General features: G+C 70.9%; 2 protein-coding genes. Both read left to right on the top strand.

From position 1 onward, the window contains the following. Positions 1-141: 141 nt before the first annotated feature. Positions 142-282, top strand: a complete 141-nt coding sequence (locus ACODT0_RS32195) for a hypothetical protein (protein WP_261216540.1) — start codon at positions 142-144, stop codon at positions 280-282. Continuing rightward, a partial coding sequence (locus tag ACODT0_RS32200; RefSeq protein WP_489043138.1) for an autotransporter-associated beta strand repeat-containing protein occupies positions 279-16,436 on the top strand: 16,158 nt, incomplete at its 3' end. The genes ACODT0_RS32195 and ACODT0_RS32200, both read left to right, overlap by 4 nt.

The raw sequence follows: 16,436 nt of genomic DNA on the forward strand, positions 1-16,436 counted from the left end.
CGGGGGTGTTTGGGGTGTCCGTTGCAAGAAAAAGTAAGGTGCAAATCGGACATCGGCCTTTGAGAATTTCCCTCCAAGCGGCAACGCAGTGATGCCGCACGCGCCATGCGCATTCGCGCTTGCATGGCAGGAGGAGACCCCATGAAAAGCAGCACGCCAGCCATCGACCCGCGGTCGTCGGCTGCATCGACCGTGCCCGCTTCCTCATGCATCGCCTGCCGCGCCCGACCCGATTTCCGCCGCGACGCCTTGCATGCGCGGCCCATGGAGAACCGCCGATGAACGTCGTCTACAAAACCATCTGGAACGCAGCGCTCGGAGCCTGGGTGGCCGTCTGCGAGACGGCGCGCGCGCGCGGCAAGCGCAGCGGTGGCCGGCGTGCGCTGGCCAGCGCGAGCCTGGTGGCGCCGCTGCTGGGCGTGCCGCTCTTCCTGCTCAGCGGAACGGCCTCGGCGGTCTGCACGCTCGCGGGCAACGTGCTCACCTGCACGGGTACCACGCCGGGCTGGGTCGGCGTTTCGAACGGCGGCACGATCAACAACAGCGGCGAGATCGCCAAGCTCGGCGACGGCACCTGGGGCATCTACACGGGCGCCAACATCACGGTCAACAACACCGGCACCATCAGCGGCACGTCGGGCGTGGTGCTCGGCGGCAACGCGGTCATCAACAACAACGGCGGCATCATCCGCAGCACCGACCGCGCGATCCAGGTGACGGGCGGGCCGGTCACGCTGACCAATTCGAACGGCGGCATCATCGAGGGCCTCGCGGGCGCGCTGATCTACGGCGGCGGCACCATCGTCAACACCGGCAACAGCCGCATCACCAGCACGGGCAACTACCTCGGGCTGGGTTTCGGCGGCGGCAGCGCGAGCATCACCAATACGCTGGGCTCCACCATCTCGGGTCCCGCCGCCAGCATCTACGGCCAAGCGACCTCGCTCACGCTCGACAACGGCGGCCTGCTGCAAGGCAGCGCCATCTTCGACGGCGGGCTGGTGCAACGGGTCACCTTGCGCGTGGGCAGCCGGATCGTGGGCGACCTCAGCATCGGCTCCAAGACCGGATCGACGCTGACGCTGGCGGGCGCGGGCACGCAGATCTATTCGCAGGCGGCCACGGGCACCACCACCTTCGGCGGCGACCTGTTCAAGGAGGACAGCGGCGACTGGGTGATCAACCGCTCGATGGCACCGCGCACCGCGACGGTCAACGCGGGCGCGCTGGGCTTCGCCTCGGGCGGCACCTTCGGCGCCGGCACCACGCTGAGCCTGGCCGCCGCGGGCACGCTGCTGCACACCGATTCGGGCAACGCCGCCGTGGGCAACCTGTCGGGCGTGGCGGGCAGCAAGATCGCGCTCGCCGCGGGCTCTTCGCTGCGCATGGCCGACGGCACCAGCACCACGATCGCGAGCGACTTCAGCGGCGACGGCACGCTGATCAAGAGCGGCAGCGGCACGCTCACGCTGAGCGGCAACAACAGCGCCTTCACCGGCAGCTTCACGGCCAACGCCGGCTCGCTGCTGGCCGCGAGCGCGAAGGCGATCGGCGGTGCCGCGCTCGACATCGGCGGAGCCGTCACGCTCATGAGTCCGGGCGCGCTCGCGCTCAACGCGGTCGGCCTGAGCACCAGCACCGGTGCCGGCGTGCTCAGCGTGCAGACGCCGGGCGCGGTGAGCTTCAACGGCACGGTGTCGGGCGCGGGTTCGCTCGACCTGCGCGGCATCGGCGGCAAGGTCTCGCTGCTCGGCGCGAACAGCTATGCGGGCGGCACGAGCTTCGCCGACAACACGGTCGTGCTCGGCAGCAACACCGCGCTGGGTACGGGCGCGGTGTCGATCGAGGGCGACACGGCGCTGTCGGGCAACGCGGCGCTGACGCTGGGCAATGCCTTCGCCATCGGCAAGTCGAACTCGCTGGCGATCTCCGGGCCGAGCCTCACGCTCAATGGGCAGATCTCGGGCGCCGGCAGCATCGTGAAGCAGGGCACCGCCACGCTCACGCTGGGCGGCGCGAGCACCTACACCGGCGGCACCACGGTGACCGCGGGCACCTTGAGCATCAACAACGCGAGCGGCAGCGCCACGGGCACGGGCGCGGTGCAGGTGCAGACGGGCGCCACGCTCATGGGCAGCGGCGCGATCGCCGGTCCCGTGAACGTGGCGCTCGGTGCGCGCCTGTCGGTCGGCAACGGCGGCGTGGGCGCGCTGACCACCGGCGCGCTCACGCTCGCCGCGGGCTCGACGCTCGAGATGCAGCTCGGCAAGGCGGGCGTGGTCGGCGGTGCGTTCAACGACCTGCTGACCGTCAACGGCAATCTCTCGCTGGCGGGCACCCTCAACCTCGCCCAGTCGGCCGGCGGCAGCTTCAGCGCCGGCATCTACCGGCTCATCAACTACACGGGAACGCTCACCGCCAATGCGATGACGATCGGCAGCGCGCCGACCCCGCTGAGCTACCTCACGCTGCAGACGAATACGGCCAACCAGGTCAACCTGGTCAATACCGGCGGGCTCACGCTCAACCTGTGGGACGGCAGCAATGCCGCGGCCTTCAACAACGGCCAGGTCGAGGGCGGCAGCGGCACCTGGCGCGCCGGTTCGCCCGGCGACAACTGGACCGATGCCAACGGCCTGGCCAACGGCACCTGGGTGCAGGACGGCTTCGCGGTGTTCAGCGGCAAGGCCGGCACCGTCACGGTCGCCAACAACGGCGCGGGCGGCGCGGTGCGCATCGGCGGCGCGCAGTTCGCGGTCGACGGCTACACGATCAACGGCGACCCGCTCACCATCAACGCGGCGAACACCGTGGTGCGCGTGGGCGACGGCACGGCCGCGAGCGCGGGCATGACCGCGACCATCGCGGCCGCGATCGGCGGCACCGGCGGGCTGGTCAAGGACGACGGCGGCGTGCTGATCGTCAGCGGCAAGAACAGCTACACGGGCGGCACCACGGTCAAGGGCGGCATCCTGCAGTTCTCGGCCGACAACAACCTCGGCGCGGCCGGCAAGGGCCTCGCGCTCGACGGCGGCACGCTGCGCATCGCGACCGGCAGCGGGTCGCTCGCCAGCGCGCGCGCGCTGGCGCTGGGCGCGGGCGGCGGCAGCATCGACCTCGGCAATTCGACCTGGGGCTTCGGCGGTGCCATCAGTGGCAATGGCGCGCTGAGCGTCACCGGCAAGGGTGGCGTGCTGAACCTGGCGGTGGCCAGCAGTTACAAGGGCGGCACCGTGGTTCAGGGCGCCGCGGGCGTGACCGCCGGCGTGAGCGGTGCCTTTGGCAGTGGCCCGGTGCGGCAACAGGGCAGCGGCTCGCGGGTGACGCTGTTCAACGCGGCCAGCGCCGGCGCCAACAGCTACACCGTCGGGCGCGCGGGCACGTCCGACAGCGACAACCGACTGGTCTTCGCGCAGAACGCGACGGCCGGCAGCGCGGACATCGACGTGAACGGCAGCGGCGGCCAATCGGCCACGGCGAACACCGTGCAGTTCGGCGACACCTCCAATGCCGGCACCTCCACCATCGGCAACCTGGGCGGCGCGGTCTCCTTCCAGCAGAGCGCGAGCGCGGGCAGCGCCACGATCTCGAACGGCGCCAACAGCCTCGTGAGCTTCGCCGATACCGCCACGGCCGGCAGCGCGAAGATCGCCAACGCGAAGGGCGGCACGGTCTACTTCGCCGAGAGTTCGACGGGCGCGAACGCGACGCTGACCAACGCCGCGGGCGGCGTGGTCGACGTCTCGGGCGTGACCGCCAAGACCGGCCTCTCGCTCGGCGCGCTCTCGGGCGCGGGCAACGTGGTGCTGGGCGCCACGCGGCTCACGCTGGGTGGCCTGAACGCCAGCGGCACGATCTCGGGCATCGTGAGCGACAAGGGCAGCGCCTTCGCGCAGCCGGGCGCGGGCACGGGCGGCGCGGTGGTCAAGGTCGGCACGGGCACGCTCGCGCTGACGGGCGCCAATACCTACACCGGCGGCACCACGGTGACGGCCGGCACGCTGGCCGCGAACAACGCGAGCGGCAGCGCCACGGGCACGGGCGCGGTGCAGGTGCAATCGGGCGCCACGCTCGCGGGCACGGGCAGCATCACGGGCACGGTGAGCGTGGCCAAGGGCGGCGTGCTGTCGGCCGGCAATGGGGGGGCCGGCACGCTGACGCTCGGGGGGCTGAACCTGGCCAGCGGCGCGGTGCTGAACTACGACCTGGGCCAGGCCGGCGTGGCGGGCGGTTCGCTCAACGACCTGATCAACGTCAACGGCAACCTGCAGCTCGACGGCACGCTCAACGTGGCGCAGACGGCCGGCGGCAAGTTCGGCGCGGGACTGTACCGCCTCATCAACTACACCGGCACGCTGACCGACAACGGCCTGGACATCGGCACCGCGCCCACGAGCGCCGCCAACCTGCAGGTGCAGACCTCGATCGCGAACCAGGTCAACCTGCTGAACGCCAGCGGCCTCGCGCTCAACATGTGGGACGGCACGGGCAGCGCCAACATCAACGACGGCAAGGTCAGCGGCGGCAGCGGAACCTGGCGCGCGGGCGGCCCGTCGACCAACTGGACCGGCGTCGACGGCAAGCTCAATGCGAGCTGGCAGCAGGGCGGCTTCGCGATCTTCGCGGGCGCGCCCGGCACCGTCACGGTCGACAACACCGGCCCCGGCGGCGCGGTGCGCATGGGCGGCGCGCAGTTCGCGGTCAGCGGCTACACGGTGAACGGCAGCGCGCTCGCCATCGATGCGCCCGCCACCGTGGTGCGCGTGGGCGACGGCACCGCGGCGAGCACGGGCATGAGCGCCACCATCGCCGCCGCGATCGGCGGTGCCGGCGGCCTGGTGAAGGACGATGGCGGCACGCTGGTGCTCAGCGGCAAGAACAGCTATGCGGGCGGCACCACGGTGAAGGCCGGCGTGCTGCGGATCTCCTCCGATGCCAACCTCGGTGCCGCGGCCGGCGATCTCGCGCTCGACGGCGGCACGCTGGCCATCGCCGCGGGCTCGGGTCCGCTGGGCACCGCGCGCGATATCGCGCTCGGCACGGGCGGCGGCACGCTGGACCTGGCGAACAACGCCTACGAGGTCGATGGCGTGCTCAGCGGCAAGGGCGCGCTCACGGTCACCGGCAAGGGTGGCACGCTGCTGCTCTCCAAGGCCAACAGCTTCGCGGGTGGCACCTCGCTGCGCGGCGGCGCCAGCATCACGGCCTTTGCCGCCGGCGCGCTGGGCAGCGGCGACGTGCGGCAGGTCGACAGCGACACCTCGCTGGTCTTCTCCACCGGCGGCGGCGCCGGCTCCAACAACTACATCGTCGGCACGGCCGGCGTCTCCGGCAACAACACGCTGGCCTTCGCGCAGAACGCGACCGCCGCCGCGGCGAAGATCGCGCTGTTCGGCGCGGGCTGGCAGGACCCGGACCGGAACTCGCTGCAGTTCCTCGACGGCGCCGTCGGCGCCAATGCCACCATCAACAACAAGGGCGCCGCGGTCGTCTTCGCGGCGAAGTCGAGCGCGGGCAGCGCGACGATCACCAACGGCGCCAACAGCCTGCTGTCCTTCATCGGCGCGTCCTCGGCGGCCAAGGCGGCGATCGACAACCAGGGCGGCATGCTGCAGTTCGCCGACACTGCGACCGGCACCACGGGCACCGTCGTCAAGTCGACGGGCACGGTCGATGTCTCGGGCTCGACCGCCAAGACCGGCGTCGAACTCGGCTCGCTCTCGGGCTCGGGCGCGGTGGTGCTCGGTGCCACGCGTCTCACGGTGGGAGGTTTTGGCGGCAACGACACGCTCTCGGGTGTCGTCAGCGACAAGGGCAGCGTCTTCGCGCAGCCGGGATCGGGCACCGGCGGCTCGATCGTCAAGGTCGGCGCCGGCACGCTCACGCTGAGCGGCGCCAACACCTACACCGGCGGCACGACGGTGGCCGCGGGCACGCTGAGCGTGACCAACAAGAGCGGCAGCGCCACCGGCACGGGCGCGGTGCAGGTGCAGTCGGGCGCGACGCTGGCCGGCACGGGAACCATCGCGGGCACGGTCACCGTGGCGAACGGCGGCGCGGTGAACCCCGGCAACGGCGCGGGCACGCTGACCGTGGGCGGCCTGGCCCTCAATGCGGGGTCGGTGCTGAACTACCAGCTGGGCCAGGCCGGCGTGGCGGGCGGATCGCTCAACGACCTGATCAACGTCAACGGCAACCTGCGGCTCGACGGCACGCTCAACGTGAGCGAGACCGCGGGCGGCAAGTTCGGCGCGGGGCTGTACCGCCTCATCAACTACACCGGCACGTTGACCGACAACGGGCTGGTGATCGGCACGGCGCCCACCGATGCGAGCAAGCTCTGGTTGCAGACCTCGGTGGCCAACCAGGTCAACCTGCTGAACACCGACGGGCTGGTGCTCAACCTCTGGGACGGCGGCAACGCCGCCAACGTCAACGACGGCAAGATTGCCGGCGGCTCGGGCACCTGGCGCGCTGGCGGCCCGGGCGACTACTGGACCGACGCCAACGGGCTGGCCAACGGCACCTGGGTGCAGGACGGCTTCGCGATCTTCAGCGGCAAGGCCGGCACCGTCACGGTCGACAACAAGGGCGTGGGCGGCGCGGTGCGCCTGGGCGGCGCGCAGTTCGCGGTCGACGGCTACACCATCGGCGGCGATGCGCTCACGATGAACACGGCGGGCTCGGTCATCCGCGTCGGCGATGGCACCGCCGCGGGCGCGGGCATGAGCGCGACCATCGACGCGGCGATCACGGGCACCGGCGGCCTCGTGAAGGACGACCTGGGCACGCTGGTGCTCGGCGGCGTCAACAGCTATGCGGGCGGCACCACGGTCAAGGGCGGCATCCTGCAGATCACGGCCGACGCCAACCTCGGCAAGGCCGGAACGGGCCTCGGCCTCGACGGCGGCACGCTGCGCATCGGCGCGGGCGCCGCGAACTTCGTGAGCACGCGCGCGTTGGCGCTGGGCACGGGCGGCGGCACCGTCGACCTGGGCAGCAACAGCTTCGGCATCGGCGGCGCGGTCAGCGGCAAGGGCGCGCTCACGGTTACCGGCAAGGGCGGCACGCTGAGCCTGGCGCAGGCCGGCAGCTACAGCGGCGGCACGGTGCTGCGCGACGGCGCGGCCATCACCACCACCGCCAGCGGCGCGCTCGGCAGCGGCGCGGTGCTGCAGCAGGGCAACGACACCTCGCTGACGCTGCGCGGATCGGCCAGCGGCGGCAGCAACAGCTACACGGTCGGCCGGGCGGGGTCGAGCGACGACGGCAACATGCTCCTGTTCGGGCAGACCGCGACGGCGGCCGCCGCGAACATCGTGGTCAACGGCAAGGGCTGGCAGTCAGCGACGACGAACGAACTGCAATTCGGCACCAGCGCCAGCGCCGGCAACGCGACCCTCGCCAACGCGGGCGGCGTGATCCGCTTCGTCGGCGCCTCCAGCGCGGGAACGGCGACGATCTCCAACGGCGACAAGGGCCTGCTGGCCTTCGCCGGGGCCGCCACGGCCGGCAGCGCGAAGATCGCCAACGCCTCCGGCGGCCTGGTGGCGTTCTTCGACAGCGCGAGCGGCGCGAAGTCGACCCTGACCAACGCCGCGGGCGGCGTGGTCGACGTCTCGGTCCTGACCTCGAAGGCCGGCGTCGAACTCGGTTCGCTGTCGGGCGCGGGCGGGGTCGTGCTCGGTGCCACGCAGCTCACGCTCGGCGGGCTGAACGCGGGCGACACGATCTCGGGCGTCGTGAGCGACAAGGGCAGCGTCTTCGCGCAGCCCGGTTCGGGCACCGGTGGTTCGATCGTCAAGGTGGGCAGCGGCACGCTCTCGCTCAGCGGTGCCAACACCTACACCGGCGGCACGACGGTGGCGGGCGGCACGCTGGCCGCGAACAACGCGAGCGGCAGTGCGACGGGCACGGGTGCGGTGCAGGTGCAGTCGGGTGCGACGCTCGCGGGCACGGGCAGCATCGCGGGCGCGGTGAACATCGCGAAGGGTGGTGTGCTGTCCGCGGGCAATGGCGGTGCGGGAACGCTGACGGTTGGCAGCCTGAGCCTCGCCAATGGCGCGGTGCTCAACTATGACCTGGGGCAGGCCGGCGTGGCCGGTGGGGCACTCAACGACCTGGTCAATGTCAACGGCAACCTGCAGCTCGACGGCACGCTCAACGTGGCGCAGTCGAAGGGCGGGGTGTTCGGCGCGGGTATCTACAGGCTCATCAACTACACGGGTGGGTTGACCGACAACGGCCTGGATATCGGTACGACGCCGGGTTCCAAAACGGATCTGCAGGTGCAGACCTCGGTGGCCCAGCAGGTCAACCTCGTGAACCGCTCGGGCCTGTCGCTGAACTTCTGGGACGGCAGCGACGCGAGCAAGTACAACGACGGCCAGATCGCCGGCGGCTCGGGTACCTGGCGCGTGGGCGTGCCGGGCGACAGCTGGACGGGTGCGGACGGCAAGATCAATGCGGCCTGGGCGCAGAACCAGTTCGCGGTGTTCGGCGGTGTCGCGGGCACCGTCGATGTCGACGATGGCAACGGCACGGTGCGCATCACGGGTGCGCAGTTCGCGACCAATGGCTACCGCGTGCAGGGCGACGCGATCGACCTCGGCAGCGCGGCCACGACCGTGCGCGTGGGCGACGGCAGTGCGGCGGGCGCGGGCATGACCGCGACCATCGCGTCCTCGCTGACCGGCGCGGGCGGCCTGGTCAAGGAAGACCTGGGCACGCTGGTGCTGAGCGGCACGAACAGCTACGCGGGCGGAACCACTATCAAGGGCGGCATCCTGCAGATCGCTTCGGACGCGAACCTCGGTGCGGCCGCGGGAGGGCTCGCGCTCGAAGGCACCACGCTGCACGTGACGGGCGACACCGCCAGTGCGCGTACGGTGAGTCTGGGCGCGGGCAGCAACGGCTTCGACATCGACAAGACCGTCGCGCTGAACGGCACGATCAGCGGCGCGGGCAGCCTGCGCAAGATCGGCGCGGGCACCTTGCGGCTCGGCGCGGCCAACAACTACGTGGGCGGCACCTTCGTCGACGCGGGCACATTGGCCACCGGCGTCACGGGCGCCCTCGGCAGCGGTGCGGCGAGCGTGGCTTCGGGTGCCACGTTGCAACTGGATGGCGGCTTCAACGCCGGCAGCACGGCCATCGGCAACCAGGGCACGGTGCGCTTCCAGGACAAGACGAACGCGGGTACCTCGACGATCACCAATGCCAAGGGTGGCGTGCTGGCCTTCGCGGACGACGCGTCGGCCAACAAGGCCACGGTGCTGAATCAGGCGGGCGCGCAGGTGCGCATCGACCAGGCAAGTACCGGTGTGAACATCGGCGCCCTGGGTGGCGCGGGCAACGTGCTGCTGGGCGCGAAGGTGCTGACCACCGGCGGTCTCAACACCAGCACGACGCTGTCGGGCACGGTCAGTGGCGCGGGCGGCTCTGTCATCAAGGTGGGCAGCGGAACGCTCGCGCTGAGCGGTGCCAACACCTACACCGGCGGCACGACGGTGGCGGGCGGCACGCTGGCCGCGAACAACGCGAGCGGCAGTGCGACGGGCACGGGTGCGGTGAAGGTGCAGTCGGGTGCCACGCTCGCGGGCACCGGCAGCATCGCGGGCGCGGTGAACATCGCGAAGGGTGGCGTGCTGTCCGCGGGCAATGGCGGTGCGGGAACGCTGACGGTTGGCAGCCTGAGCCTGTCCGACGGCGCGGTGCTCAACTACGACCTGGGTCAGGCCGGTGTTGCCGGCGGTGCGCTCAACGACCTCGTCAACGTCAACGGCAACCTGCAGCTCGATGGCACGCTCAATGTGGCCGAGACCGCTGGCGGCAAGTTCGGCGCTGGCATCTATCGGCTGATGAACTACACGGGTGGCCTGACCGACAACGGTCTCGACATCGGCACGGCACCGGGCGCGACGGCCGACCTGCAGGTGCAGACCTCGGTGGCCCAGCAGGTCAACCTGGTCAATCGCGCGGGCCTGTCGCTGAACTTCTGGGATGGCGGCGACAACAGCAAGTACAACGACGGCCAGGTGGCCGGCGGCAGCGGCTCCTGGCGCGTGGGTATACCGGGCGATGGCTGGACCGGTGCGGACGGCAAGATCAACGCGGCCTGGGCGCAGAACCAGTTCGCGGTGTTCGGCGGCGTCGCTGGCACCGTCGACGTGGACGATGCCAATGGCACCGTGCGCATCACCGGTGCGCAGTTCGCCACCAATGGCTACCGCGTGCAGGGCGATGCGATCGAGCTCGGCAGCGCGGCCACCACCGTGCGCGTGGGCGACGGCACGAATGCGGGTGCCGGCATGACCGCGACCATCGCGTCTTCGCTGACTGGCGCGGGTGGATTGGTGAAGGAAGACCTCGGCACGCTGGTGCTGGATGGCACCAGCAGCTATGCGGGCGGCACCACCGTCAAGGGCGGCATCCTGCAGATCGCATCGGATGCCAACCTTGGCGCAGCCACGGGTGGCCTATCGCTCGAAGGTTCGACCCTGCATGTGACCGGCGACACCGCCGGCACCCGCACCGTGAGCCTGGGCGCAGGCAGCAACAGCTTCGACATCGACGCGGCTCGCACGCTGGCGCTCAACGGGGCAGTGAGCGGCGCGGGCAGCCTGCGCAAGATCGGCACGGGCACCTTGCGGCTCGGCGCGGCCAACAACTACGCGGGCGGCACTTTCGTCGACGTGGGTACGTTGGCTACCGGCGTGGCCGGCTCACTCGGCAGTGGCGCGGCGAGCGTGGCCTCGGGTGCCACGCTGCAACTGGATGGCGCATTCGACGCCGGCACCACAGCGATCGGCAACCAGGGCACCGTGCGCTTCCAGGACAAGGCGAACGCGGGCACCTCGACCATCACCAATGCCAAGGGCGGCGTGCTGGCCTTCGCGGGCAACGCCTCGGCCGACAAGGCCACGGTGCTCAACCAGGCGGGCGCGCAACTGCGCATCGACCAGGCGACCACGGGCGTGAACGTTGGCGCACTCGATGGCGCGGGCAACGTGTTGCTGGGCGCGAAGGCGCTGACTACCGGCGGGCTCAATACCAGTACGACGCTGTCGGGCACGATCAGCGGCGCGGGCGGTTCGGTCGTCAAGGTCGGCAGCGGGACATTGACGCTCACGGGCGGCAATACCTACACCGGCGGCACGACGGTGGCGGGCGGCACGCTCGCCGCGAACAACGCGAGCGGCAGCGCGACGGGCACGGGTGCGGTGCAGGTGCAGTCGGGTGCGACGCTCGCGGGCACGGGCAGCATCTCGGGCGCGGTCAACATCGCCAAGGGCGGTGTGCTGTCGGCTGGCAATGGCGGCGCTGGCACGCTGACGCTGGGCAGCCTGAGCCTCGCCAGCGGCGCGGTGCTCGACTACGACCTGGGACAGGCCGGCGTGGCCGGCGGAGCGCTCAACGACCTGGTCAACGTCAACGGCAACCTGCAGCTCGATGGCACGCTCAATGTGGCGCAGTCGAAGGGCGGCGTCTTTGGCGCGGGCATCTACCGGCTCATCAACTACACGGGTGGCCTGACCGACAACGGTCTCGACATCGGCACGACGCCTGGCGTGGCGGCCGACCTGCAGGTGCAGACTTCGGTGGCGCAGCAGGTCAACCTGGTCAATCGCGCGGGCCTGTCCCTGAATTTCTGGGACGGCAGCGACGCGAGCAAATACAACGACGGCCAGATCGCCGGTGGCTCGGGCACCTGGCGCGTGGGCGTGCCGGGCGATGGCTGGACCGGTGCGGACGGCAAGATCAACGCGGCCTGGGCACAGAACCAGTTCGCGGTGTTCGGCGGCGTCGCGGGCACCGTCGACGTGGACGATGGCAACGGCACGGTGCGCATCACCGGCGCGCAGTTCGCCACCAGTGGCTACCGGCTGCAGGGCGATGCGATCGAACTCGGCGGCGCGGCCACCACCGTGCGCGTGGGCGATGGCACGAACGCCGGTGCTGGCATGACCGCGACCATCGCGTCTTCACTGAGCGGCGCGGGCGGCCTGGTCAAGGAAGACCTGGGCACGCTGGTGCTCGGCGGCAGCAACAGCTATGCGGGCGGAACCACCATCAAGGGCGGCATCCTGCAGATCGCATCGGATGCGAATCTCGGCGCGGCCACGGGCGGGCTCGCGCTCGAAGGCACCACGCTGCATGTGACGGGCGACACCGCCGGCACGCGCACCGTGAGCCTGGGCGCGGGCAGCAACAGCCTCGACATCGACAAGACCGTCGCGCTGAACGGCACGATCAGCGGCGCGGGCAGCCTGCGCAAGATCGGCGCGGGCACCTTGCGGCTCGGGGCGGCCAACAACTACGCGGGCGGCACCTTCGTCGACGTCGGCACGCTGGCCACCGGTGTGACCGGTTCACTCGGCAGCGGCGCGGCGAGCGTGGCTTCGGGTGCCACGCTGCAACTGGATGGCGGCTTCGACGCCGGCACCACCGCGATCGGCAACCAGGGAGCCGTTCGCTTCCAGGACAAGGCAAGCGCGGGAACGTCGACCATCACGAATGCCGCGGGCGGCGTTCTGGCCTTCGCGGACGACGCCTCGGCCACCAAGGCCAAGGTGCTGAACCAGGCCGGCGCGCAACTGCGCATCGACCAGGCGACCACGGGCGTGAACGTCGGCGCACTCGATGGCGCGGGCAACGTGCTGCTGGGCGCGAAGGCACTGACCACCGGTGGACTGAACACCAGCACGACGGTATCGGGAACGATCAGCGGCGCGGGCGGTTCGGTGGTCAAGGTGGGCAGCGGAACGCTGATGCTCACCGGTGCCAACAGCTACACCGGTGGCACGACGGTGACGGGTGGCACGCTGAGCGCTAACAACGCCAGCGGGAGCGCGACCGGTGCGGGTGCGGTGCTGGTGCAGTCGGGTGCCACGCTCGCGGGCACGGGCAGCATCGCGGGTGCGGTGAACGTTGCCAAGGGCGGTGTGCTTTCCGCGGGCAATGGCGGTGCGGGCACGCTGACGGTTGGCAGCCTGAGCCTGGCCGATGGCGCGGTGCTCAACTACGACCTGGGCCAGGCCGGTGTTGCCGGCGGTGCCCTTAACGACCTCGTCAACGTCAACGGCAACCTGCAGCTCGACGGAACGCTCAATGTGAGCGAGACAGCTGGCGGCAAGTTCGGCGCGGGCATCTACCGGCTGATGAACTACACCGGTGGCCTGACCGACAACGGTCTCGACATCGGTACGGCGCCGAGCGCCAAGGCCGATCTGCAGGTGCAGACCTCGGTGGCCCAACAGGTCAACCTGGTCAATCGCGCGGGCCTGTCGCTGAACTTCTGGGATGGCGGCGACAACAGCAAGTACAACGACGGCCAGGTGGCCGGTGGTTCCGGCACCTGGCGCGTGGGCGTGCCGGGCGATGGCTGGACCGGTGCCGACGGCAAGATCAACGCGGCCTGGGTGCAGGGGCAGTTCGCGGTGTTCGGCGGCAGCGCCGGCACCGTCGACGTCAACGACGACAAGGGCATCGTGCGCATCACCGGTGCGCAGTTCGCGACCAACGGCTACCGCGTGCAGGGCGACGCGATCGAGCTGGGCAATGCCGCGACGACCGTGCGTGTGGGCGACGGCAGTGCGGCCGGTACGGGCATGACCGCGACCATTGCGTCGTCGCTGACCGGCACGGGCGGCCTGGTCAAGGAAGACCTCGGCACGCTGGTGCTCGATGGCAGCAGCAGCTACAGCGGCGGCACCACCATCAGGGGCGGCATCCTGCAGATCGCATCGGATGCGAACCTCGGTGCGGCCGCGGGCGGCCTCGCACTCGAAGGCACCACGCTGCATGTGACCGGCGACACCGCGAGCAAGCGTGCCGTGAGCCTGGGCACGGGCGTCAACAGCTTCGACATCGACAAGACCGTCGCGTTGAACGGCACGGTCAGCGGCGCGGGCAGCCTGCGCAAGACCGGCGCCGGCACCCTGCAGCTCGGCGCGGCCAATGCATACGTCGGCGGCACCGATGTGGCCGCGGGCTCGGTCGAGGCCCTGGTCACGGACGCGCTGGGCACGGGAGCGGTATCGGTGGCGGGCAATGCCTCGCTGGCCTTCGCCAACACGGCCGACGCGGGCAAGCTCGCGATCACGGTGGCCGCGCGCGGCAGTGCGCCGACCGATAACGGCGGCTTCCTCGCGTTCCGCGACAGCAGCTCGGCGGGCAACGCGACCATCACGGCGAACCAGGACGCCTCGGTCGAGTTCCGCGACAGCGCGAGCGCGGGCGATTCGGTGATCGAGAACCGGGGCGGCTCGACCACGCTGTGGTTCAACGCGGAGGGCGGCAAGGCCCGGATCACGAACTTCGCGGGCGGTCGCGTCGACCTGCTCGACGACGCGAGCGCGGGCCAGGCACGCCTGGTCAACGAGAACGGCGGTGTGATCAGCTTCGCGGACCGCACGAGCGCGGACCAGGCGACGGTGGTGAACAACGCGGGTGGGCAGCTGCGCATCGGCAGCCTCACCAACGCGGGCGTGGGCATCGGCTCGCTCGAAGGCGCGGGTGAGGTGTTCCTCGGCGCGAAGGCGCTGACCACGGGCGGCCTGAACACCAGCACGACGGTGTCGGGCACGATCGGCGGCAGCGGTGGCTCGGTCGTGAAGGTGGGCAGCGGCACGCTCGAACTCAGCGGTGCCAACACCTACACCGGTGGCACCACGGTGGCGGGCGGCACGCTCGCGGCCAACAACACGAGCGGTAGCGCGACCGGCTCGGGCGCCGTGCAGATCCAGGGCGGTGCGACGCTGGCCGGCAATGGCAGCATCGCCGGTTCCGTGAACATCGCCAAGGGCGGTGTGCTGTCGGCGGGCAATGGGGGCGTGGGCACGCTGACGCTGGGCAGCCTGAGCCTGGCCAATGGCGCGGTACTGAACTACGACCTGGGCCAGGCCAACACGGTGGGTGGCCCGCTCAACGACCTCGTCAACGTCAACGGCGACCTGCGCCTGGACGGCACGCTCAACGTGGCGCAGTCCGCGGGCGGCAGCTTCGGCGCGGGCCTGTACCGGCTCATCAGCTACACGGGCAGCCTGACGGACAACGGCCTCGACATCGGCACCGCGCCGGGTGCCGCAGCCGACCTGCAGGTGCAGACCTCGGTGGCGCAGCAGGTCAATCTCGTCAATCGTGCAGGCCTTTCGCTGAACTTCTGGGACGGTGGCGACAGCACCAAGTACAACGATGGCCAGGTGGCCGGCGGCAGCGGCACCTGGCGTGTGGGCGTGCCGGGCGACGGCTGGACCGGTGCGGACGGCAAGATCAACGCGGCTTGGGTGCAGGACCAGTTTGCTGTGTTCGGCGGCAGCGCTGGCACCGTGACGGTCAGCAATGCGGGCGGCACGGTGCGCATCGCCGGCGCGCAGTTCGCCACCAACGGCTACCGCGTGCAGGGCGACGCGATCGAGCTGGGCGCTGCGGCGACCACCGTGCGCGTGGGCGACGGCAGTGCGGCTGGTGCCGGCATGGCCGCGACCATCGCGTCCTCGCTGACCGGCGCGGGCGGCCTGGTCAAGGAAGACCTCGGCACGCTGGTGCTCGATGGCAGCAACAGCTACAGCGGCGGCACGACCATCAAGGGCGGCATCCTGCAGATCGCCTCGGATGCCAATCTCGGCGCCGCGGCGGGCGGCCTCGCGCTCGAAGGCACGACCTTGCGCGTGACGGGCGACACCGCCAGTGCGCGTGCGGTGAGCCTGGGGGCGGGCAACAACCGCTTCGACATCGACGCGGCCCGCACGCTGGCGCTCAACGGCAGCGTGAGCGGCGCGGGCAGCCTGCGCAAACTCGGCGTGGGCAGCTTGCGGCTCGGCGCGGCCAATGCCTATGCCGGCGGCACGTTCGTCGACGCGGGTACCTTGCTCACCGATGTGACCGGCGCGCTCGGCGGCGGCGCGGCGAGCGTGGCCTCGGGTGCGACGCTGCAACTGGGTGGCGGCTTCGATGCCGGCACCACGGCCATCGGCAACCAGGGCACGGTGCGCTTCCAGGACAAGGCGAGCGCGGGCACGTCGACCATCACCAACGCCGCGGGCGGCGTGCTGGCCTTCGCGGACGATGCATCGGCCACCAAGGCCACGGTGCTGAACCAGGCTGGGGCGCAGGTGCGCATCGACCAGGCGAGCACTGGCGTGAATGTTGGCGCTCTTGGCGGCGCGGGCGATGTGCTGCTGGGCGCGAAGGCGCTGACCACGGGTGCACTGAACAGCAGCACGACGGTGTCGGGCACGATCAGCGGCGCCGGTGGTTCGGTCGTCAAGGTGGGCAGCGGCACGCTCGACCTGAGTGGCGCCAACACCTATACCGGTGGCACCACGGTGGCCGCGGGCACGCTGGCCGTGAACAACGCGAGCGGTAGCGCGACGGGTAATGGTGCCGTCCAAGTACAGGGCGGTGCAACCCTGGCGGGCAATGGCAGCGTCGCA

The sequence above is a fragment of the Variovorax sp. FG153 genome (assembly GCF_057809595.1).